This is a genomic window from Bacillus sp. EB01 (genome assembly GCF_000613125.1).
GTDB lineage: Bacteria > Bacillota > Bacilli > Bacillales > Cytobacillaceae > Bacillus_D.
In genome coordinates, this window is record NZ_HG964497.1 from 4,492,043 (window position 1) to 4,514,094 (window position 22,052).

The following is a 22,052-nucleotide window of genomic DNA, read 5'->3' on the forward strand; positions in this document are numbered from 1 at the left end:
AAAAATTACCCCTTTCGATTTAAAACAGGAGCCGGGATAAAATGCCCGGCTTCCCTGGATTCGTGCTTTTGTTGTCCAGCTACAGCGCTAAACGGGCGCTTTCGCTTTTCTATTGTCCAGCTACTGCGCCCAGCCCTTAGTGTCCTTCGGTCCTCTCAGATTCGATAAGTCAACATCGATTCGCTAGCGCTCTTCGTGTTTCCTTTATCTCATATCGAGGCCCTCCAGGCCATACAGCGCTAAACGGGCGCTTTCGCTTTTCTTATAGAGATTCGTGGAATGTCCTATTGATAACATCCATTTGCTGTTCTCTTGTCAACTTTATGAAGTTAACAGCGTAGCCGGAAACCCGGATTGTCAATTGCGGGTACAGTTCTGGGTGTTCCATAGCATCCATCAATGTTTCTCTGTTAAAGACGTTAACATTCAAGTGGTGGCCATCTTTTTTGGCATAGCCGTCAAGGATGGATACAAGATTGTTGATTCTAGTTTCATCTTCCTTGCCAAGAGCTTTTGGTACGATCGAGAAGGTATTTGAGATACCGTCAAGTGAATATTCGTATGGAAGCTTCGCGACAGAGGCAAGGGAAGCAAGTGTACCTTTTGTATCGCGTCCGTGCATTGGGTTCGCACCTGGTGCGAATGGTTCGCCAGCACGGCGGCCATCTGGAGTGTTGCCTGTTTTCTTACCATAAACAACGTTTGATGTAATGGTCAATACGGACATCGTTGTCATTGAATTGCGGTAAGTCTGGTGTTTTTTCAGCTTAGTCATGAATGTTTTGACAAGCTTGACTGCAATGTCATCCACACGGTCGTCGTTGTTGCCGTATTTAGGGTAGTCGCCGTTAATTTCAAAGTCAACTGCAAGACCATTTTCATCACGAATGACTTTAACTTCGCCATACTTGATTGCGCTGAGTGAGTCAGCTGCTACACTTAGGCCGGCGATGCCAGTTGCCATGGTACGCAGGATTTCGGAATCATGAAGCGCCATTTCAATCCGCTCATAGCTGTATTTGTCATGCATGTAGTGAATGATGTTCAATGTGTTGATGTATAGGCCAGCGAGCCAATCCATCATGCCTTCAAACTTCTTCAATACTTCATCATAATTTAGGACATCGGAAGTGATTGGAGTAAATTCTGGTCCAACCTGGATTTTAAGCTTTTCATCGACACCGCCATTGATTGCGTAAAGCAATGCTTTCGCAAGGTTGGCGCGGGCGCCGAAGAATTGCATTTGCTTGCCGATTTCCATTGCGGATACACAGCATGCGATTCCGTAATCATCTCCCCATTCAGGTCGCATGATATCGTCATTTTCATATTGGATCGAGCTAGTTTTGATTGACATGTTCGCACAATACTTCTTGAAGTTTTCGGGAAGCTGAGTGGACCAAAGAACTGTCAGGTTTGGTTCCGGAGCAGGGCCCAGGTTATCAAGAGTATGCAGGAAGCGGAACGAGTTCTTTGTTACAAGAGGGCGTCCGTCCAAAGCCATACCGCCGATTGATTCAGTTACCCAGGTTGGGTCGCCGCTGAATAATTCGTTATAATCCGGTGTACGTGCGAATTTTACAAGGCGAAGCTTCATTACGAAATGGTCGACTAATTCTTGAGCTTGAATTTCAGTCAAAGTGCCATTTTTCAGGTCGCGTTCCATATAAATATCAAGGAATGTTGATACGCGGCCAAGGCTCATTGCTGCACCATTTTGTTCTTTGATTGCTGCAAGGTAGCCGAAGTATAGCCATTGGAATGCTTCCGCTGCGTTTGTAGCCGGGCCTGAGATATCGTAGCCATAACTCTTTGCAAGTTCTTTCAATTCGCCAAGCGCACGAATTTGTTCGGAAAGCTCCTCGCGATGGCGAATGTTGTCCTCAGTCATTACTGGGCTAGTGTTTTTCTTGTCTTTTTTCTTTTCTTCAATCAGGAAATCAACGCCGTAAAGCGCAACCCTGCGGTAGTCTCCGATGATACGGCCGCGGCCATATGCATCAGGAAGGCCAGTAATGATACCTGCTTTACGGGCAAGCTTCATTTCATCAGTATAAGCATCGAAAACACCAGCATTGTGTGTTTTGCGGAAATCAGTGAAGATTCGTTCGACTTCTTCATTTAACTTATAGCCATATGATTCACAGGCAGCTTTCGCCATGCGGATACCGCCAAAAGGCTGCATTGATCTATTGAAGGGTTTGTCAGTCTGGACGCCGACAACCTTTTCGAGGTCTTCGTTTAAGTAGCCTGCGCCATGGGAAGTGATGGTTGAAACAGTTTCTGTGTCCATATCAAGGACACCGCCGTTTTCACGTTCCTGTCCAGTTAATTCCATTACCTGCTCCCAAAGCTTGTTAGTAGCTTCAGTAGCACCTGCTAAAAAGGAGTCATCTCCGCTATATACTGTGAAGTTGCTTAAAATAAAATCGCGTACATTAACTTCGCTGGACCATTTGCCTTTTACGAACCCTTTCCAAGGTTCTGCTTTTGTTTTTTCAATAAATTGAACCATCCTGGTCACCTCATCGAATAATTTAGGTTAATCTGTTTCCTCTGTATATCATACTCCGAGTATAACAGGTAGCCAGTGACAAAAATCACTTTAATTAAGGCAATTTTGTTAACATCTTAGAATTTAAGGGTTTCATGCTTTCTCATTGATTTTTTTCTGAGAGAGTTTTTTAGGTTGGTTCGAAAACTGTACTATAATTAATTAGTAATATAGCAAAACTGTTATATAAGAAAAAACTACCGATATCAAGGTATTTACTATATTCATAGGGAAAACAGCATATATGGAAAGAGTACAACAAAAAAGCTGTGCACCAGATTGGCAGCACAGCGTCTAAATTAATTAATCGACAATAATATAGGCAATCATTGGGCCATTGTGTTCTTTATCAGGATGGACTTCGCAAATGAGCCTATATACGCCTTCCTTTGTAAGGGAAAGGTCCACAACTGTTTCAGCACCCTTTTTTACAGTTCCTTTAATATCTGTATTTTCAATATGGAATGGATGCTCTTCGCCATTGACTCCATATATGACGAGTCGGACTTTTTCTCCTTTTTCCATAAAAATCGTACCCGGATCCCAGCGATATGCTTCAATCTTTTTCCCGTTTTTCAGTGTTGTAGAAAATTCTCCAGTAACCATGTGGATTTCCCTTATCTCAGTCTGCTGGTTAATCACAACAGCATCACCGGATTTTAAAAGCCACCAGGATGCGGCTGATACCAAAGCCAAGCCAATCACAAGAATAAAAATGACTGTATTCTTTTTAATCGTCCAAAACTGCATGCTTTCCCTCCTATAGTTTGTCCTTCTATAATTTATGCAGTATAGGGGGTGAAACTTGTCTATTTTTTCTGAAGGTTCCATTATAATAAAATATAGGTACAATTTTGCCAGTTAAGGGAAGGGGAGGTTGATTTATGAAAGCGGATACAAAAGGATTTATTAAACGGTACCGAGGAACTGAGCTGCATACTAAAGGATGGATTCAGGAAGCTGCTTTACGGATGCTTATGAACAATCTTGATGAAGAAGTCGCGGAAAACCCAGCCGAGCTTGTGGTTTATGGCGGTATTGGAAAGGCGGCAAGGAATTGGGACAGCTTTCAAGCCATCACAGAATGCCTGCAACGGCTTGACAATGATGAGACATTGCTCATTCAATCCGGAAAGCCAGCAGCCATTTTTAAATCACATACGGATGCTCCAAGAGTGTTGATAGCGAACTCCAATCTTGTTCCTGCCTGGGCAAACTGGGACACATTCCATGAACTTGATAAAAAAGGATTGATGATGTACGGCCAGATGACTGCTGGGAGCTGGATTTATATAGGCAGCCAGGGGATAGTCCAAGGAACATATGAAACATTCGCCGAGCTTGCAAGACAGCATTTTTCAGGAAGCTTGAAGCAAACCATTACACTGACTGCCGGTCTGGGTGGAATGGGCGGGGCACAGCCTCTTGCTGTAACCTTGAATGGGGGAGTTTGCATTGCTATTGATGTTGACAGGCATCACATCCAGCGAAGAATTGATACAAAATATCTGGATGAAGTAGCAACTTCATTGGAAGATGCGATTGCAAGGGCGAGACAAGCAAAGGAAAAAGGAATTGCGCTTTCAATCGGCCTTGAAGGTAATGCAGCAGAACTTTTGCCGGAAATGATAAAAATAGGGTTTATTCCTGATATTCTTACTGATCAAACATCGGCACACGATCCTCTAAATGGATACATACCTGTCGGATATTCACTTGAAGAAGCATCCGTACTAAGGCGAAATGACCCTGATGCGTACGTGCAAAAATCGTGCGAGAGCATGGCCGTGCATGTGAAGGCCATGCTTGCCATGCAGGAAAAAGGATCGATAACGTTTGATTATGGAAACAACATCAGACAGGTTGCCAAGGATGCCGGTGTTGAAAATGCTTTTGACTTTCCTGGATTTGTCCCGGCCTATATCCGGCCGCTCTTTTGCGAAGGGAAAGGCCCGTTCCGCTGGGTGGCACTTTCGGGAGATCCTAATGACATTTATAAAACCGACGAAGTCATCTTAAAGGAATTTGCCTATAATGAGCACTTATGCAACTGGATCAGGATGGCCAGGGAAAAAATCCAATTCCAGGGGCTTCCATCAAGGATTTGCTGGCTGGGATACGGTGAAAGAGCCCGTTTTGGCAAAATCATCAATGATATGGTGGCCAGCGGAGAACTTTCAGCCCCTATTGTCATTGGTCGCGACCATCTTGATTCCGGGTCAGTTGCATCCCCAAATCGTGAGACGGAAGGAATGCAAGACGGGAGCGATGCGGTTGCTGACTGGCCAATTCTTAATGCAATGATTAATGCTGTTGGCGGGGCGAGCTGGGTTTCGGTCCACCATGGAGGTGGTGTAGGCATGGGATATTCGCTGCATGCAGGCATGGTCATAGTGGCTGATGGTACCCCGGAAGCGGAAAGAAGGCTTGAGCGGGTTTTGACTACTGATCCCGGAATGGGAATAGTCCGTCATGCGGATGCCGGTTATAGTTTGGCTGCCGATGCTGCCAGAAAAAATGGCATCGATATCCCAATGCTGAACAAAACCAGAGGAGGGACGCAATGTTAACTGAAAAACCTATTCTGATAAAAAATGCTGCTCAAATTGTGACGGTAAAAGGACATTCTGAACAGCCAGCAAGGGGAAAGAGGATGGGCGACCTATCAGTTATGGAAGGGGGTTCGCTTTTTATCCGTGAAGGGAAGATTGAAGCAATCGGTATGGAGGCTGAAATAGAGAAGCATGCCGATCACTATCCGGAGTTTGAGATTATTGATGCCACTGGAATGATTGTCCTTCCAGGCTTTGTTGATCCGCATACCCATCTTGTCCATGCCGGGAGCAGGGAAGATGAATTTGGGATGAGGCTGAACGGAGCTACCTATATGGAAATTATGGAGGCAGGGGGCGGCATCCATGCGACTACGTCCAAAACCAGGGAAGCGTCTCAGGAACAGCTTTTTGATGAAGCGTGGACTAAGTTAAATGCCTTCCTTAAGCATGGTGTCACGACTGTTGAAGCAAAAAGTGGCTATGGACTCGATTGGGAAACAGAATACAAACAGCTGCGAGTAGCAAAGCAATTAAACGAGAAGCATCCAATAGACGTAATCAGCACCTTCATGGCTGCCCATGCTGTGCCTTCTGAATATAAGGGAAATCCTGATGACTTCATTACCTTTATCATTAACGAAATGCTCCCGCGCGTCGCTGAGGAAAAACTTGCTCAGTTTAATGATGTATTTTGCGAGAGAGGGGTTTTTACACCTGAACAATCCAGGAGACTGCTTGAGGCGGGGAAACAATACGGTCTGATTCCAAAAATCCACGCAGATGAAATAGAGCCCTATGAAGGCGCGGAGCTTGCAGCAGATGTTGGGGCGATTTCCGCGGACCATTTATTAAAGGCAACCGATCATGGGATAGAACGTATGGCGGAGGAGGGAGTCATTGGCGTCCTTTTACCGGGGACAGCATTTTTTCTGATGGCTGAAAGTGCGAATGGCAGAAAAATGATTGATGCCGGTATGGCTGTAGCACTTTCAACTGATTTCAATCCTGGATCTTCCCCAACGGTTTCAACGCCTCTAATCATGAACCTTGCCTGTATGAAAATGGGAATGTCGCCCGAGGAAGCGATAATTGCTGCGACGATTAATGCTGCACATGCGATTGGAAAAGCATTAGAGATTGGGAGTCTTGAAGCGGGGAAACAGGCCGACATATTGATTGCTGATGTCCCGAATTATAAACAGCTTCTATATTATTATGGAATGAACCATACCCATTCTGTTATTAAAAAAGGCAAGGTAGTTGTTAGGGGTGGAGTACTTTGCTAAATGAATATATATCTTCTGTCTCAAGTTATTGGAATCGTGACGAAGCAACAGGGGATCCAAAGCTGAAGGATTGGATTAGTCAACGGACCGAGCAGGATGACCTTGAAGGGGATTGGGATGTAATAATCCTTGGCGTACCTCTGTCACGATCATCGATATCCGTTTCGGGGGCATCCGAGTTCCCGGATGCCTTCAGGAGGGCATGGGGCGGTTTTTCTACTTATAATCTTGATTACGGAGTGGATTTGCGGCACTTGAAGGTCCTGGATCTTGGGAACGTCAGGATGCATTTTACCGATATCCTAAAATCCCACCTCACGATCAAGAACGCAATAAAGTCGGTTCATAGTCAATTTCCAAACTCCTTCCCGATTTCAATTGGCGGCGACCATTCAGTGACAGCGATGTTGATTTCTGGATTGAAGGAAGCTCAGCCAGAAAAAGAGATCGGTATTCTCCAGTTTGATACACATCTCGATTTGAGAGATTTGTCAGAACACGGCCCTACAAATGGCACCCCAATCCGTAATCTATTGGAAAATGGGGTGGTGAAGGGCGAGAATGTATTTAATATAGGGCTGCATGGGTTTTTTAACGGGCAATCACTCCTTGCGTATGCCCAGGAACAAAACGTCAATATGATTACATTGAGAGAAGCAAGAAAACAAGGAATCACAGAAATGGTAAGGCGTGTTATTGAAATGCTATCAAGCAAGGTTGATTCTATATATGTAACCGTAGATATGGATGTGCTTGATATTGCTTATGCCCAGGGTGTTCCCGCTTCAACACCCGGCGGGATGATGTCCTTTGAGTTGTTTGAAGCAGTACATGAGGCTGCGCTTCATCCGAAAGTACAGGCGATGGACATCGTCTGCCTGGACCCAACAAGGGATACATTAGCCCAGGCAACGGTGAAGACTGGCGTGTATACATTTTTAAGCTTCCTTACTGGCCTTGAGCAGAGGAGGGGCTGATTGATTTTTTTACAGTACCCAATAGGGTGCCCTGGGAGGAAAGAACAGCATATGCGACATCCTCTTTTGTGTACCCCAGTCCGTAAAGATAGCCATCAAGCCATGAATAGAGCTCGGGAGCTGTTTCGGCTGTGACGATATTTCCATCAATAATAAGTTCGGATGGCCCTATTAAACCTTTTAGATAGGATAAAGGTATCTGAGTCACGAAATTGCCCTCTTTAGGGGGCTCTTTTTTTTGAACTGAAAGCACTCCGCTTGGTTCAAGAATAGCTGTCTGAACATCTTTAATGGAAAAGATGTCCTTTTCACGAAGCTGCTGCAGCAGGCTTTCCTCTGTATATTTGGCGGCCGCTAAGTTCCGGGAGTTGATTTGGCCGTTTTCTATCAGGATACTAGGCGTTCCGGATAGCCATTTTTCCAAAATTCTTGCCCGGAAACTGACATTTGCGGCTGCATAATAAATCAGGACCGTGGTGACAAATGACCAGACCATTGGCCAGAATTTCAAGTTAATGTTGAAACCCATATTGGCAACCAATGAACCGATTGTAATCGCCATAGCCATATTGAAGTGGTTTCTGTGTGCATTAATTTGTCTTCCGAAAAAATAGGAAATAACCAATAAAAGGATGAACGAAACTGCAGTTCTTAAGATGGATGAAAATGTAGCTTCCATGCCTGGCATCCCCTCCGGCAAAAAGAGTCATTGTTCTAAGTTTGCCTAAAGGGGAGAGAAAGAATTCAAAAGTATAATTGCCAGATTTCATTACGTGCTGAAAAGCCAAATTAGTTCAACCTATTTACGGAGCAAAGAGGCGGCATACAGCATAATAAAGGATATGATCACCATAATTGCTACAAGGAACCAGGCGGTGTCTATATTCCCCGATTCCATTGCTACATATATGGCCGTTGGAACAGTTTGGGTACGACCGGGAATATTGCCGGCAAACATAAGTGTTGCACCGAATTCCCCGAGTGCCCTGGCAAAGCTGAGGATTGCCCCAGTGATAAGGGCACGTGCCGAAAGAGGGAGGGTAATATAATAAAAGATTTTCAGAATGCCTGCGCCATCCATTTTAGCAGCCTCTTCAATTCCGGGATCGATTGATTCGAAGCCGCTCTTTGCGGATTGATACATAAGCGGGAAAGCAACAACCGTGGACGCTATTGCCGCAGCCCAGGGTGTGAACATTATGCCGCCCCCAAAAAAGTCATAAACCAGTTTTCCAATTGGGCTAGATTGGCCAAATAATATAATCAGCAAAAATCCACTTACAGTCGGGGGGAGTACGATTGGCAATAAAAAGAAGGTCTCTGCCACTAATTGGCCCCTGAATTTTTTCCCGGCCATCAGCCTGGCAAACAGAATTCCGAACGGAAACGCCAGCGCAAGTGCAATCACTGCAGTTTGCAATGAAAGAAGAATTGGGTTTACTAAATCAGTTTGAAACACAGCTTTCCATCCTGTCGAAATATATTCGGTATCCCTGTTGAATAGGTAAATTGAATACCATGACAGTCTAAATTTATCAAAGTTTGATGCCTGTGTCACACCTTATAAAAAGAAAAGTCCAGAGTGTAAGCTCTGGACAAGTGATTATGAAAGTCTATTTTCCACAAGTGAACAAACTTCATCTGCTGACAGGCCATTTGCTTCTATAACAGAGGCCTTTGTCACTGTATCCTGCATTCCCATTACATTGGAATCAAAACCAGTAATCACGCAGCAAGCGCAGTCTGCCGCGTCCGACTCCTGTTTCAACTCAACGACATCATGTCCACGTTCCCTTAATGCCTGTTGTACATTAGTCAGGGATTGTTCAACTCCTACTTTTGCCATTAAGAACTACACCTCCTATGTCCATATCATGCCTAGGGGAAGTGAAATTATTCCTAATTGTATAAGTTAACTTATAAGGAAACGCTAAGAATAGGAGGTGGATATGATGGGAAAGCGAAAGCATGACCCCTCGACAATCGGTTTGAATTCGTCACAGGTTGAGGGACAGGGAACTACCAATCAGGAAACAGGAAAAGTGAAGGCCCCATCTTCAAGGAACAAACAGAAAAGGCATTAAACACGAAAAGAAACAGGGGTTGTGGCCCCTGTTTCTTTCTATATAGCCTTTGTTAAAAAGTCCAGCTGCCTAATGTCCTCAGTTTATTGTGGTGGAATGGAGTTGTCTGTAAAATTTAAAATCTGTCCTGAATATTTTAAAAAATGTACTGATCCAAGGAACTAAAAAATGGTATCAACTTTTCTAAGGTTGCCTTCCACTATTAAAGCCCTGTTTAAGCGTTTTTAGCGTGGCTATATCTAACTTCAGCGCCAAGGCACTGGAGCTATTTAATACATTTTAGCAATCTGTTCTTGTAGTTCTTTGTTTTCCAGGTACTCATCATAGTTCATTTGCTTATCGACCAGGCCTGATGGTGTTATCTCAAAAATCCTGTTTGCGATTGTCTGAATGAATTGATGGTCATGGGATGCAAATAAAAGTGAGCCTTTGAAGTTGATTAAGCCGTTGTTTAAGGCAGTAATCGATTCAAGATCAAGGTGGTTTGTTGGTTCATCAAGAATGAGAACGTTCGATCCAGACAGCATCATTTTTGAAAGCATGCAGCGAACCTTTTCTCCTCCTGACAATACACTCGCTTTTTTCATAACTTCCTCGCCAGAGAAAAGCATTCTGCCTAGGAAACCGCGCAAGAAACTTTCACTTTCATCCTTTGGAGAAAACTGTCGCAGCCAATCCACAAGATTAAGCTCGCTGTTTTCAAAAAATTGGGAGTTATCCTTTGGGAAGTAGGCCTGGGAAGTGGTTATGCCCCATTTATATGTGCCCTCGTCCGCCTCAAGTTCACCCATGAGAATCTTAAATAAAGTGGTTTTGGCTAATTCATTTGTTCCAACTAGAGCAATTTTGTCGCCCTTATTCATAACAAAACTAATATTATCAAGGACTTTTACCCCGTCAATCGTTTTTGACAGACCTTCAACTCGTAGCAGGTCATTGCCAATTTCCCGGTCTGGAGTAAATCCGACGTATGGGTATTTACGGGAAGATGGCCTGATATCATCAAGTGTAATTTTATCAAGGAGCTTCTTCCTGGAAGTAGCCTGCTTTGATTTAGAAGCATTTGCACTAAATCGAGCAATAAAGTTTTGTAATTCTTTAATTTTCTCTTCCTTCTTCTTGTTGGAGTCCTGTGCCATTCTAACTGCAAGCTGGCTGGATTCATACCAGAAATCGTAGTTTCCGACATAAACCTGAATTTTGCCGTAGTCCAGGTCGGCAATATGGGTACACACTTTATTAAGGAAGTGCCTGTCATGGGAAACGACGATAACCGTGTTTTCAAAATTGATCAGGAATTCCTCTAGCCATTGTATTGCTTTTATATCAAGATGGTTTGTAGGCTCATCAAGTAAAAGGACATCCGGCTTGCCAAAGAGTGCCTGAGCAAGAAGGACCTTTACTTTGTCAGAACCATCAAGCTCAGCCATTTTCTTATAGTGCAGGTCTTCTTCAATTCCAAGTCCCTTGAGGAGGATGGCTGCTTCAGATTCTGCTTCCCAGCCGTTCAGTTCGGCAAATTCGCCCTCTAGTTCTGCTGCCCGCATTCCATCTTCATCAGTGAAGTTTTCCTTCATATAAATAGCTTCTTTTTCCTGTTTTACTTGAAAAAGTCTTGTATGGCCCATAATGACTGTTTCCAGGACTTCGTTTTCTTCATACTCGAAATGGTTCTGCTTCAGGACTGCCATTCTTTCACCAGGTCCCAATTGAACTGTTCCGGTTTGTGCTTCAATTTCTCCTGATAGAATTTTCAGGAATGTGGACTTTCCGGCGCCATTGGCTCCGATCAATCCATAACAATTGCCAGGAGTAAACTTTATATTGACATCTTCGAATAGTTTACGGTCTCCAAAGCGTAAACTTACGTTGCTAACTGTAATCATATATGCCTCCAAGAAAAAATAATCTACGAAAGTATACCATGTTTACTGGTTTCAAGCGAACTTTTTGAAAAAAAGAGGGTTTTTCCACCGTTTCCGATGGGTAAAAAGGAAAGCGGACCTTTCAAAATATTTTTTTCCAGCTTTTAAAATTTTTCTAAGAAAATTATAATTTTTTCACACTTTATTCATAATTTTGTTGTAGAATTGGTTTAGGAAATGCCTAGAAGAGAAGGTGAACCTTATGGCTAAACAGAAAATTACAGAGTTGGTCAATAAACTGAAGGAATCGGGCATCAATGCCAGTTTGACTAAACCAAAGGCCGATTATCTGTCCAATCTGCAGCACCTCAATAATACTCCTTCGACAGTTCATAGCTAAACACAAAGCGGATACCTGATAAGGGTATCCGCTTTAATTTTATCTTCTCTTGTTAATCAATATTGCAATATTCTATCGGACAATTATCACAATTATTTTCCCTTTTAAGAAAGGCGATATCATGAATGATGATTTTCTTTGATTCGACGCTTATAATTTTCTTCCTTTTTAGCTCCGAAAGAAGCCTGCTGACAATTTCACGGGCGGTTCCGCAAAAATTCGCGAGTTCCTGTGTGGTGAGCTGCACCGAAATATGGATGCCATCCTCCTGCTCGACCCCATAACTATTGCTGATCCGGATAAGTGTCGAGTAAAGTGCCCCCTTTTTTCCATTGAGTACCAAATCTTTGAATTTGGTCATCGTTTTCCGCATATGGTCATTCATCCAGCGAAGAAATTCATAGGAAAGTTTGCTGTTATTGATAAGTGCGGCTTCAAGTTCCTTGATATGAACTGCGGCAATATTTGCACTTTCATTCACCATTGCATTAAATATATACTTTGGTTCCTGAGTAAAAAGGGTAAGTTCACCCACAATGTCGTTATGGCTAGCGAGACGAAGGACAAGCTCCTGTCCCTCTGCGTTCATTTTTGATATTTGCACCTTGCCTGAAAGGATAATATAAATCTCTTCCGCATCCTGACCTTCCCGGAACAAATAGGACCCTTTGTTGCTTACGAAGGTTCTTGATGCATATCTCAGCAATTCATTCATTTCGTATGAAAGCGATGGGTTTTTGAAAGTTTGTTCCATGTAAATCACCTGGACTTTCTCCATTTTGGGTTCACCTTTCATTTTACAGTAAAAATGAACAGCAATTTTGCCGTTTTTCTTACAAATATAAGAAACATTTTAGGGAAAGGGTAAATTTCTCAATAATTCCTGGTAAAAAGAGCATACTAGCTAACAGGTTAGTTCTGAATCTGGAAAGGGAGGATATGTATGTTTTTTGGGAAAAAGCTTCCACTAGAAAAAGAAGTGGAACCATTTGTTGCGACAGAAGTCTATTCGTGTATAGGGGATGCATGCAATGGCTGGATGAGAAAGGCTTTTGTTTCCGAGGATCTTCTCTGTCCAATGTGCGGCAGTTCAATGGAAATGGGCGTCCGTGATCTCCCTAAAATATAAAAGCCGGGTTCGACCGGCTTCAAAGTAAGCTATAAGTTTTCGTTTTGCTGTTTAATTTCATCGCCTGTCAACATGATATTTGCTTCCTCAAGATGCTTGTGTTCTTCAACTGAATCTCCTGGTATACTTTCGGGATTCGGAAAGGTGTCGCCTGTCTCAACAGTCATAACAGGATTCTTTATTGCCGGGGTAGTATAGTTTAATTTTTTTGCCATTGATTTTTCAGCTCCCTCAAATGAAGCTTGTGCTATCAGCGATGACTTTATTCGTTAGGCCGGTAAATCTCGTGTGCGTAACGATACGCTTTTCTCTTGCGGTAATGCTCAAAGGTTCCCATTTCAGTATTCATAAGGATCTCCATCATATCAAGGTCGTCCCTTTTAACAGGAGGATCCAGAAGGTCCCATTTTACTGTGTAAATGAAATAGTAATCCTTGATTTGCCTAAAAAGGACCGTCGAATTCGGATGGGTATCAAAAATCCCTTTTAGGTTATATCTCTTGGTATAACTCCAATGCAGAAGTTTCATCAGCAGCACATCCTTCTTTGGGTATGCAAGCTTAATCTGTGCTACATCCAATGTAGCCTGTTATTACGGTGTTAGGCAAGCCAATTGTATATATAAGTATTTATACGACCCAGGAGCATTTCAAACAATCTAATAAAAATAAAAACCGGAACCCCATTAGGTTCCGGTTTTTAAGTTTCTATTCCTCACGTTTTGAAAGGCAGCGATCGCATTCGTGCAAATAAGATTCTGCCATTTCATGTACTTGCTCTCCACATTCAGGGCACACCTTTTTTGGCAGGCTACGGAAAAATTCAACTGGACTCATCATCATATTTACCCTCTCCTTTTGTATAACAGTTTTAATTTGTTTATCCTATTATAGTACAGTATAAACACATTTTTAAAAAAAGTGAATAGTTTTTTGAAAAATTCTTAAATTTTTTTAAAAGAGAATAGGGAGTATAGAAAAAAGTATTTAACTGAGAAGCAACCGGATGTTATCCCTACTAGTCTTGAATACAGGGCAAATTTCCTCGGAGTTTGAGATATCAAGAAATTGGGGTGGAGGAGTTAAAGAAAACTTCCGTAGGTATTGAATGGTCAAAAAAGATACGGATAGTGCACTTTCATTAATGAAAGAAGTACAGAATTAATCATCAATAGAAGAGGAGATGAAGGTTTTAGTACTTGCCACTAAGCATAAGAATGATTCCCAACAATTAAGTGAAGTGACGCCAGGGGTTATTGGAATTACGATTTTTTTAGAAAAGTTTTTAAAAAATGAGACTTTCAACCTTTTCATAGTAATAAAGTATAGTTTTGTAAATAAAGTAGTGATTTTCAACTATATCCTGGGTATTTCTACTATCTTAAATGTGAACTTTCTATTACAATTGTATTATATCTATTAAAAATTCAGGGGTTGATACTTGACAATGATTGACATGACAGCTTCATTCAGTCCCGTATTGCTCATTATCGCCTTCGCATTGTCAGTGATGGCTTCATATACAGCATTGGACATGTTCACTTTAATTCACTCCTCTAAAAAAAATAAAGGCTTGTTGTTCCTTGGCGGTACTCTTGCTATGGGCATTGGCATTTGGATACTGAATTTCCTCGGACTTTTGTCAGAGGATTTTGGCAGATTCGCAACTTACCAGATTCCACTAACATTGTTGTCAATCATTATTGGAATTTCACTGACTGGTATGGCATTCATTCCTTTGACAGGGAGTAAGGTCAGACTGACCGGCCTTGTTTTAAGCAGTTTATTCCTTACAGTAGCGGTGTTTTCAATTCATATTATCGGAATGTACTCAATGAATGTCAGCATCGAATTCCATGCGCCAATTTTTATTGTTTCTGGTTTACTAATTTACTGTTCCTTTTTATTCGCACTTTGGATGCTTTTTTACTCCAAAAGTTTTAATCGTAATACTGCCTGGTTGAAGCCTGTCAGCGCTGCTATCATTACGATAGCTGTTGCCCAGGGGCATTTTCTTTTGAAAAGGGCGTCCAATTTTGGTATAGAGACCTCAACTGGGAACGGTTTAATCCCAGATGATTCCTTCATTATATATCTCGTCTTGTTTGTTGCGTTTCTCATATTCGGCGGCCTAATCATATCAAGTACATTAATAAGCAAAAAACTTGCTTCTACAGATAGTCATCTAAAGGATATTCTTGCAGCTTTGGATGCGGCTGCCATCGTCGGAATTACAGACAGGGAAGGTAATTTGATTGAGGTAAATGATAGGTTCCTTGAAGTAACTAAATATTCGAGGGAAGAAATTATTGGAAAGAATCATCGTCTAATGAATTCAGGCTATCATTCCCGTGAATTTTTTAAAAATTTATGGGAAACTGTTCAGTCAGGGAGAATATGGAAAGGTGAGGTTTGCAATCGAGCGAAAGATGGATCGCTTTATTGGGTCGACACAACCATTGTTCCATTCCTCGATTCGAAAGGTATGCCGTATCAGTATGTTTCAATCCGTGCTGATATTACTAATAGGAAGAGAGCCGAAGCTGAACTGCTTGAGAGGCATAAGGAAATAAGCGATATCACGTTTGCTCTCGACCAGTCCTCGATTGTTGCGATAACGGATGCAAAAGGTATGATTACCAGTGTAAATGACAGATTCTGTGAAATATCGAAATATAGCCGCGAAGAATTGATTGGCCAGGACCATCGGATTCTCAACTCCGGCACCCATGATAAAGAATTTTTTAAAAAATTATGGAGAACCATTGGGCAAGGTGATGTATGGAAAGGGGAAATCTGTAACCGTGCAAAGGATGGATCTTTATATTGGGTGGACACAACTATTGTGCCCTTTCTGAATTATAAAGGGAAGCCATATCAATATGTAGCGATTAGGACTGATATTACCAATAGGAAGATAGCCCAGCAAAACTTAAAGGAATCCATGAAGGAAATCAGTGACTTTAAATTCGCGCTTGATCAATCGTCTATTGTAGCGATTACAAATGCTCAGGGCATCATTCAAAGCGTTAATGATAATTTTTGTGAAATATCAGGCTATAGCAGGGAAGAATTAATCGGCCGGGATCATAGCATCCTGAATTCGGGTTATCATTCAAAGGAATTCTTTAAAGATTTGTGGCGGACAATTGGCCAGGGGAATGTTTGGAAAGGTGAAATTAAAAACTCTGCCAAAGATGGAACCTCTTATTGGGTGGATACAACCATTGTCCCGTTCCTGAACGATAAGGGGAAGCCGTACCAGTATCTTGCAATCCGCAATGATATTACGGAGAGGAAGAAGACTGAAGAAATGCTGCACAGGCAGGATAAGCTTGCTGCTGTAGGTCAGCTTGCTGCAGGTGTTGCCCATGAAATCCGGAACCCGCTTACTTCGATGAAAGGATATGCCGAATTCCTCCAGCTTGATGAGAAAGATCCAGAGCGTTTGGAGTTCCTAAATATTATTCTTGATGAAATTGACCGGGTAAATGGTATTGTTGAAGACTTTATGGTTCTTGCAAAACCAAAAGCGGTCGAACTTGAAGAAAAGAATGTCGTTCCGGTATTACGCAATGTAGTTTCCTTGCTGGAGTTTGAAGCCCGCAAGAAAAATGTTAGATTGCATTTTGACTGCAACAGTGAAATTATCCAGATTGAATGTGATGAAAACAGGCTAAAGCAGGTTTTTCTTAACTTCATTAAAAACGGTATTGAAGCTATGCCGAATGGGGGAGACCTTCACGTTAAAACTGTAATTGTCCAAGGAAATGTACAGATTTCCATCCAGGATACAGGGGTTGGGATACCGGAAGAAAAGTTAAAGAAGCTAGGTGAACCTTTTTATACAACGAAGAAGAACGGAAATGGCCTTGGCCTCATGGTCAGCTTTAAAATTATTGAGAGCCATAATGGAAAGGTATTTGTCGAAAGTGAGCAAAATAAAGGAACAACCTTCAATATTGTCCTTCCGGCAAAGACTGCATAAGACTAAACAACAGGGAATGGAAAAACCATTTCCTGTTTTTTTTATAGTGATAATTAGTGAGGTGGTTGTTTAAACAAAGTTGAAATACAGAGGAAGACGAAAATTCTCAATTATCTTTTGCAGCTGAAATCAACAGACTTTTTTTAAGGTATTACCCAGTTTGCCACTATGCAAAGTGACACGAATCACTGCATATTTAAAGATTCTTTGCCATACTTTTGAGGAAGGAAAGTTTTCATTAAAACGTCACAAACGCCTGGAAAATATGAGTCATTCACAACTCATTTGGATTATTATATTTATACAGGGAAAATATTAGTAAATTGGAGGGCGGAAAATGGGAGAATCGAATTTCGTCAAAACAGTCTGTGGCTATTGCGGAACAGGATGCGGCCTGGTTCTTGAAGTGGTGAATAATAAAATTGTGAAAATTCGCGGTGATAAAGACGCACCTGTCAATAAAGGCCAGACATGTGTAAAGGGCTCCTTCGCATATGAGTATGTTCATGCACCAAACAGGCTAAAGGCCCCGATGGTTCGCAAGGCTGGAGAACTTGTGGAGGTTTCCTGGAATGAAGCTTTGAATTTCATTGCTGAAAAGCTAGGATCAATAAAATCTGTATTTGGCCCCGAAGCCATTTCCATGTTTGCCTGTGCAAGGACTACAAACGAATCAAATTATGTTACTCAAAAATTTATGAGAACGGCAATTGGCAGCAATAATATCGACGGTTGCAACCGAACGTGACACGCTCCTAGTGTTGCCGGTCTGGCAACTGTGTTCGGAAGCGGATTTCCAACAAATACGCTTGAGGATTTTGATAAGGCGGAAGTGCTTCTCCTGATGGGCTCAAATACGTCAGAAGCGCATCCGATTATTGCAAATCGCATCAAGAAAGCGGTTAAATCAGGCTTAAAGATGATTGTAATCGACCCAAGAAAAATAGATATGGTCAAACAATCTCACCGTCATCTTCAGCTTAATGTCGGTTCTGATATTGCATTAATTAACGCCCTCATGAATGTGATTATTAATGAAGGTCTATATGATACTGGTTTCATTTTAAGGCATACTGATGAGTTTGAGGCATTGAAGGAACGTGTGAAATTGTATACGCCTGAATTTGCTTCTGAAATCACCGGTGTACCGGCTGAAGATATCAGGGAAACAGCTCGTGAATATGCGGGCTCTAATGGCTCAATGATTGCATATACTCTTGGGATTACTGAACATCATTGCGGAGTAAATAATGTATTTGACATCGCCAACCTTGCTCTTTTAACAGGCAATATCGGAAAAGAAGGCACTGGGATTATGCCTTTGCGCGGACAGAATAATGTTCAGGGTGCCGGAGATATGGGCTGCCTTCCTAACCAGCTTACAGGAGCGATCAGCCTTGCCAATGAAGAATACCGGGCACGTTATGAGAGTGAATGGGGCATGGCGATCAATCCAATAGCGGGAGATACACAAACAAGAACGTTCGATCGGATTGAGAATGGAAGCTTGAAGGCTCTTTATGTTATCGGAGAAAATCCGCTGTTGGCGGATGTTCATATGAATCATACTCGAAAACTGCTGGAAAACTTGGAACTTTTGATTGTTCAGGATATTTTCCTAACCGAAACAGCACAGATGGCAGATGTAGTCCTTCCCGCCCGTTCCTGGGGAGAGGTGGATGGAACATTCACGAATACAGACAGAAGGATTCAGCGTGTCCGTACAGCTGTTGAAGCACATCCGAATACGAAGGAAGATTGGCAAATCCTTTGTGAATTGTCCACATTGATGGGCTACCCAATGAGTTATGAAAGCAGTGAAGAAATCTGGAATGAGGTAAGAAAACTCGCATGGGAAATGTATGGCGGGATATCTTATCAGAGGCTTGACGAGAATTACTCTTTGCATTATCCTTGCCCGGACGAAAGCCATCCAGGAACGTTCGTGATGCATGAACGTTTCCACACGGAAGCAGAGAATATCCGTAAGTCGCCGTTTGTTCCAGTTGATTATACTGAACCGCTTGAATTGCCGGATGAGGAGTATCCATTTACACTGACAACCGGCAGGAGGTACGAATCCTATAACACTCATACACAAACCCGCCACTATGCTCCGGGAGTTAAAATTAAACAGACCGAGGAAACTGTTGATATCCACCCGTCAGATGCCGAGAAACTTGGCATTGAAAATGGTGACCTTGTCCATGTTAGCTCACGGCGGGGTGAGTTGACAGTTAAGTGCAAAGTAACCGAACAGGTAGTTCCTGGTCTTGTGTTCATGAGCTTCCACTGGCATGAAACACCGACCAATGTGCTGACATTAAATGAATATGACCCAATATCCGGAACAGCGGAATTCAAGGCATGTGCACTTGCCATCCGCCCGGCTTAATAAAAATTTTAAACTAATGAAGAAAGCTGTCCGAAAAGGTCGTTACCTAACGACTTCTGGGACAGCTTTTTATATACCATTTTTTTCGATATTGTGTGCCATAGGATGAACTAAAGAATCTAACCTGAAGTGGAAAGCAAAGGATAAACTCATAATTTGATCCTATATAGATTTTATAAATTAATTAAGCAAACCTATAATAAATTAGCAGAAATGTCGAAAGGACGAATATAAAATTCAGAAATACAAAAACAACCCGATCCATAACGGTTTTATGAATTGTAATTGGCGGCTTGTAAAAAGATACACCTTCAATAATGAAGATAATCAAAATAACATGAATCATAAAATGCCCCACCAATTCAAGCCAACCGAACAAGGTGGTTGTTAAAACAAAAATGATAGTCAAAACAAAAGCCAGCAGCCTGTTCAATACCCCCACAACAAGGAGATACCCTACAACAAATTCAATAAATGCGCTCAGGATAATAAACACTTCTGGTGGAAAACCAAAAGTAGGGACGTTGTGCCCTGAAATAATATCAAGAGACATTCCCGGGAACACCCATTTTTCAACGGCTACCCAGCAGAGGGAAAGACCAGTACCAAGATACAAGAATGGAAATCCCCACTCTTCCCATTTAGTATTTCCTATTAATAAAACGAAGATGATAGCAAGATAAAACCCATAATCAAGCATATGGAAAAAGCCGTATTGAGGGGTTAAGTATATAAATAAACCAAGTAAAAATAGTGCACCTGCTTTAGTTGCGTAATGGTGTGGTATGAGAAGCAAGGCGATTGCAATCCAGGAAATAATGGCAATTGAAGTTGATGGAATGATAACTTCTGGCGCAAAAATTGTTCCAAAAGAAACCTGGATTATTAGCGCTACGGCTGTACCATATTTCAGTATTTTCCGTGAATACTTCCTGAAACCTTCAAGATATCTGTCAATCCTTGCGAGCGGTTCCCATTTCATAATCCAGGGAAGCAACTGGGGAAGTGCTGCTAAACCAAGGGCGACAACTAAAGAAATGGAAATAAATAATGGTGATAATATTTCCTCAATAGGTACCTTTTTAGGTTCAACATCAGTAAACCATTTAACATGGCCGAAAACCAAAATGGGAGTCAGTAATATAACAAGTCCTATACCTGCAGCTGAAATTCTTTTTTTCATCTATCTATATACCTCCTTTTCGTTCTTCGTATCTTATACCCACTGGGAGGAATACACATCCTTTTTTCGCACAAAATCGGTTGGATTAAATAAGAATATTCTGTCAATTAGTCACCGGAATGTAAAGTTCCGGTCATTCTTGTTACTCATTTATCATGTCCCTGTTCTTTGGATTTTATTTTTTCGTGCTACTATTAGTTTTGTTAGCCAAAAGAACTTTGGGAGGAATGATTGATTATGAAAAAGAAGCTTGGAAGTTTACTAGCGGCGGCTGCACTCTCTGGAACGATTGGCGTCAATGTACAGGCTGAAGAAATTACAGTACAAAAAGGCGACACCTTATCGGGACTTGCACAAGTACATAATGCAACAGTTGATGATATCATAGCTTGGAACGGGCTTACATCAGATATGATTTATGCAGGTGAAATGTTAAACATTCATCCAGAAACAATGTACGTTGTGAAAAAAGGTGACACTCTTTGGAATATTGCAGAGAAGCATTCTATATCCCTGCAGAAATTAGTAGATTGGAATGATCTGAAAGGGGACTTAATTGTACCCGGAATGAAACTATCAATTACAGGTCCAACGACAGGTACAAATGCGATAGCTGCGAAGCAGGAAAAGAAAGTGAATAATGTTAAGGCTGTATCCAAACCAGCTGTTAAGCAAGTTAAACAAGTCAAAAAGGAAGCGCCAGCGAGTGAAGTAGCAGGAAAACAGCTTGTTGCCACAGCGACCGCTTATACAGCCTACTGTGAGGGCTGTTCCGGAACAACTGCTACCGGAATTAACTTAAAAAATAACCCAGGTGCAAAGGTGATCGCCGTAGATCCATCCGTGATTCCACTTGGCAGCAAGGTCTACGTTGAGGGTTATGGTTATGCAGTTGCCGGCGACACAGGCGGCGCTATTAAAGGAAATAAGATTGATGTATTTATACCTTCCAGGGATGCTGCTCTTAAATGGGGAGTCAAAACGGTGAAGGTCACAATAGTAGAATAATCAAATGCCGCCTGAGGGCGGTTTTTTTTTAGGAAATAACAAATTTCGCGACTGTGATAACTTTTTTACTGAGCGTATCTACGTCTAGCTCCACAAGGAAAACTTCCTCGAAATTCCATCGCACGAAATTACGCGATAGCGTAATGAGGAGCGCCTACGCGTGCGCAAACTTCAGGCCTCCTCCCTACGATAAGTCATGCACGAATGCGCTAGCGCTCTTCGTGATTCCTTTATCTCAGTCGAAGTCCCTCCAGTTTGTACGGCGATGACCACTAAGGAAAGCTTCTGAGAATAATCATCGCAGGGACAGGCGGTTTTTGCCTGTCACGAAGGCGCTTGCGCTTTTGTTCTGAAGCATATCATCTTATTGAATTTGTTTTTAATACATGAGTAGTGGGTAAACTACTATTAAAACAGATGAAAGGAAGATTAATATGCTCTGGACCATTGTAGGGCTGCTGGTACTCTTCTGGATCGTCGGATTACTATTCGACATCGCTGGCGGTTTAATTCATTTACTACTTGTAGCAGCTGTTGTAGTGTTTTTATTCAATATGTTTAAAAACAGGGCAAACCGGTGACTGTAAGTAAAACAATAGGGCTGCATCCACTTTTGGATGCAGCCCTTT

At 42.0% G+C, this 22,052-nt stretch carries 21 protein-coding genes; 10 read left to right on the forward strand and 11 right to left on the reverse strand.

Translation table 11 applies throughout. The features are described 5' to 3' along the window. Positions 1-262 precede the first annotated feature (262 nt). Together pflB and TY16_RS21090 are read right to left on the reverse strand one after the other, a co-directional pair. A complete protein-coding gene (gene pflB / locus TY16_RS21085; RefSeq protein ID WP_043933740.1) occupies positions 263-2,515 on the reverse strand; it encodes a formate C-acetyltransferase in 2,253 nt (750 codons plus the stop codon). A 342-nt stretch (positions 2,516-2,857) separates the two neighbouring features. Further along, positions 2,858-3,304 carry a cupredoxin domain-containing protein gene (locus tag TY16_RS21090; RefSeq protein WP_043933741.1) on the reverse strand — a complete coding sequence of 149 codons (447 nt, stop codon included), beginning with the start codon at positions 3,302-3,304 and terminating at the stop codon, positions 2,858-2,860. A gap of 134 nt (positions 3,305-3,438) precedes the next feature. Between TY16_RS21090 and hutU the strand changes: the two genes are divergently transcribed. The 3 genes from hutU to TY16_RS21105 are packed head-to-tail and all read left to right on the forward strand — an operon-like array spanning position 3,439 to position 7,372. After that, positions 3,439-5,124, forward strand: coding sequence for a urocanate hydratase (gene hutU / locus TY16_RS21095; RefSeq protein WP_043933742.1), 1,686 nt, complete (start codon positions 3,439-3,441; stop codon positions 5,122-5,124). Beyond that, positions 5,118-6,395 carry an imidazolonepropionase gene (hutI, locus tag TY16_RS21100; RefSeq protein ID WP_043933743.1) on the forward strand — a complete coding sequence of 426 codons (1,278 nt, stop codon included), beginning with the start codon at positions 5,118-5,120 and terminating at the stop codon, positions 6,393-6,395. Before hutU ends, hutI begins: the two co-directional genes overlap by 7 nt. Continuing rightward, on the forward strand, positions 6,389-7,372 hold the full coding sequence (locus TY16_RS21105; RefSeq protein ID WP_043933744.1) for an agmatinase family protein: 984 nt from the start codon (positions 6,389-6,391) through the stop codon (positions 7,370-7,372). Before hutI ends, TY16_RS21105 begins: the two co-directional genes overlap by 7 nt. Here TY16_RS21105 and TY16_RS21110 read toward each other — a convergent pair. The 3 genes from TY16_RS21110 to TY16_RS21120 form a co-directional block, all read right to left on the reverse strand. Beyond that, positions 7,344-8,051 (reverse strand): DUF421 domain-containing protein, encoded by a 708-nt coding sequence (locus TY16_RS21110; protein ID WP_043933745.1) that lies wholly within the window; start codon positions 8,049-8,051, stop codon positions 7,344-7,346. The genes TY16_RS21105 and TY16_RS21110 overlap by 29 nt on opposite strands. Before the next feature lie 120 nt (positions 8,052-8,171). Continuing rightward, a complete protein-coding gene (gene modB / locus TY16_RS21115; protein ID WP_043933746.1) occupies positions 8,172-8,831 on the reverse strand; it encodes a molybdate ABC transporter permease subunit in 660 nt (219 codons plus the stop codon). Between the two features lie 144 nt (positions 8,832-8,975). Next, a complete protein-coding gene (locus TY16_RS21120; protein WP_043933747.1) occupies positions 8,976-9,218 on the reverse strand; it encodes a YkuS family protein in 243 nt (80 codons plus the stop codon). 106 nt (positions 9,219-9,324) lie between these two features. Here TY16_RS21120 and TY16_RS25920 point away from each other — a divergent pair, with 106 nt between their 5' ends. Further along, positions 9,325-9,456 carry a YuzL family protein gene (locus tag TY16_RS25920; protein WP_081773064.1) on the forward strand — a complete coding sequence of 44 codons (132 nt, stop codon included), beginning with the start codon at positions 9,325-9,327 and terminating at the stop codon, positions 9,454-9,456. Positions 9,457-9,725: 269 nt separating this feature from the next. On the opposite strand, the gene TY16_RS21125 is transcribed toward TY16_RS25920, so the two are convergent. After that, a complete protein-coding gene (locus TY16_RS21125; RefSeq protein WP_043933748.1) occupies positions 9,726-11,342 on the reverse strand; it encodes an ABC-F family ATP-binding cassette domain-containing protein in 1,617 nt (538 codons plus the stop codon). Positions 11,343-11,583: 241 nt separating this feature from the next. On the opposite strand from TY16_RS21125, the gene TY16_RS26705 reads away from it, so the two are divergent. Beyond that, the gene (locus tag TY16_RS26705; RefSeq protein WP_197028437.1) at positions 11,584-11,721 is read left to right on the forward strand and encodes a hypothetical protein; all 138 of its coding nucleotides are present in this window, start codon (positions 11,584-11,586) and stop codon (positions 11,719-11,721) included. Positions 11,722-11,773: 52 nt separating this feature from the next. On the opposite strand, the gene TY16_RS21130 is transcribed toward TY16_RS26705, so the two are convergent. Continuing rightward, complete coding sequence (locus TY16_RS21130; protein ID WP_231505658.1) at positions 11,774-12,499, reverse strand: Crp/Fnr family transcriptional regulator; 726 nt, start codon at positions 12,497-12,499, stop codon at positions 11,774-11,776. A 165-nt stretch (positions 12,500-12,664) separates the two neighbouring features. Between TY16_RS21130 and TY16_RS21135 the strand changes: the two genes are divergently transcribed. Then, positions 12,665-12,850, forward strand: a complete 186-nt coding sequence (locus TY16_RS21135; protein WP_043933749.1) for a cold-inducible protein YdjO-related protein — start codon at positions 12,665-12,667, stop codon at positions 12,848-12,850. Between the two features lie 29 nt (positions 12,851-12,879). Here the strand turns inward: TY16_RS21135 and TY16_RS21140 are convergent, their stop codons facing one another. The 3 genes from TY16_RS21140 to yhfH form a co-directional block, all read right to left on the reverse strand. Beyond that, complete coding sequence (locus TY16_RS21140; RefSeq protein WP_043933750.1) at positions 12,880-13,065, reverse strand: hypothetical protein; 186 nt, start codon at positions 13,063-13,065, stop codon at positions 12,880-12,882. A 47-nt stretch (positions 13,066-13,112) separates the two neighbouring features. Beyond that, positions 13,113-13,430, reverse strand: a complete 318-nt coding sequence (locus TY16_RS21145; RefSeq protein WP_231505659.1) for a hypothetical protein — start codon at positions 13,428-13,430, stop codon at positions 13,113-13,115. 127 nt (positions 13,431-13,557) lie between these two features. After that, the gene (yhfH, locus tag TY16_RS25925; protein WP_081773065.1) at positions 13,558-13,692 is read right to left on the reverse strand and encodes a protein YhfH; all 135 of its coding nucleotides are present in this window, start codon (positions 13,690-13,692) and stop codon (positions 13,558-13,560) included. 604 nt (positions 13,693-14,296) lie between these two features. Between yhfH and TY16_RS25415 the strand changes: the two genes are divergently transcribed. Both TY16_RS25415 and fdhF read left to right on the forward strand, forming a co-directional pair. Continuing rightward, positions 14,297-16,837, forward strand: a complete 2,541-nt coding sequence (locus TY16_RS25415; protein WP_081773159.1) for a PAS domain S-box protein — start codon at positions 14,297-14,299, stop codon at positions 16,835-16,837. 337 nt (positions 16,838-17,174) lie between these two features. Beyond that, on the forward strand, positions 17,175-19,232 hold the full coding sequence (fdhF, locus tag TY16_RS26985) for a formate dehydrogenase subunit alpha (RefSeq protein WP_442853236.1): 2,058 nt from the start codon (positions 17,175-17,177) through the stop codon (positions 19,230-19,232). A 184-nt stretch (positions 19,233-19,416) separates the two neighbouring features. On the opposite strand, the gene TY16_RS21175 is transcribed toward fdhF, so the two are convergent. After that, positions 19,417-20,415 (reverse strand): DoxX family membrane protein, encoded by a 999-nt coding sequence (locus TY16_RS21175; protein ID WP_043933754.1) that lies wholly within the window; start codon positions 20,413-20,415, stop codon positions 19,417-19,419. A gap of 237 nt (positions 20,416-20,652) precedes the next feature. Between TY16_RS21175 and TY16_RS21180 the strand changes: the two genes are divergently transcribed. Together TY16_RS21180 and TY16_RS26375 are read left to right on the forward strand one after the other, a co-directional pair. After that, complete coding sequence (locus tag TY16_RS21180) at positions 20,653-21,423, forward strand: LysM peptidoglycan-binding and 3D domain-containing protein (RefSeq protein WP_043933755.1); 771 nt, start codon at positions 20,653-20,655, stop codon at positions 21,421-21,423. Positions 21,424-21,857: 434 nt separating this feature from the next. After that, positions 21,858-22,004, forward strand: coding sequence for a lmo0937 family membrane protein (locus tag TY16_RS26375; RefSeq protein ID WP_139070012.1), 147 nt, complete (start codon positions 21,858-21,860; stop codon positions 22,002-22,004). Positions 22,005-22,052 lie beyond the last annotated feature (48 nt).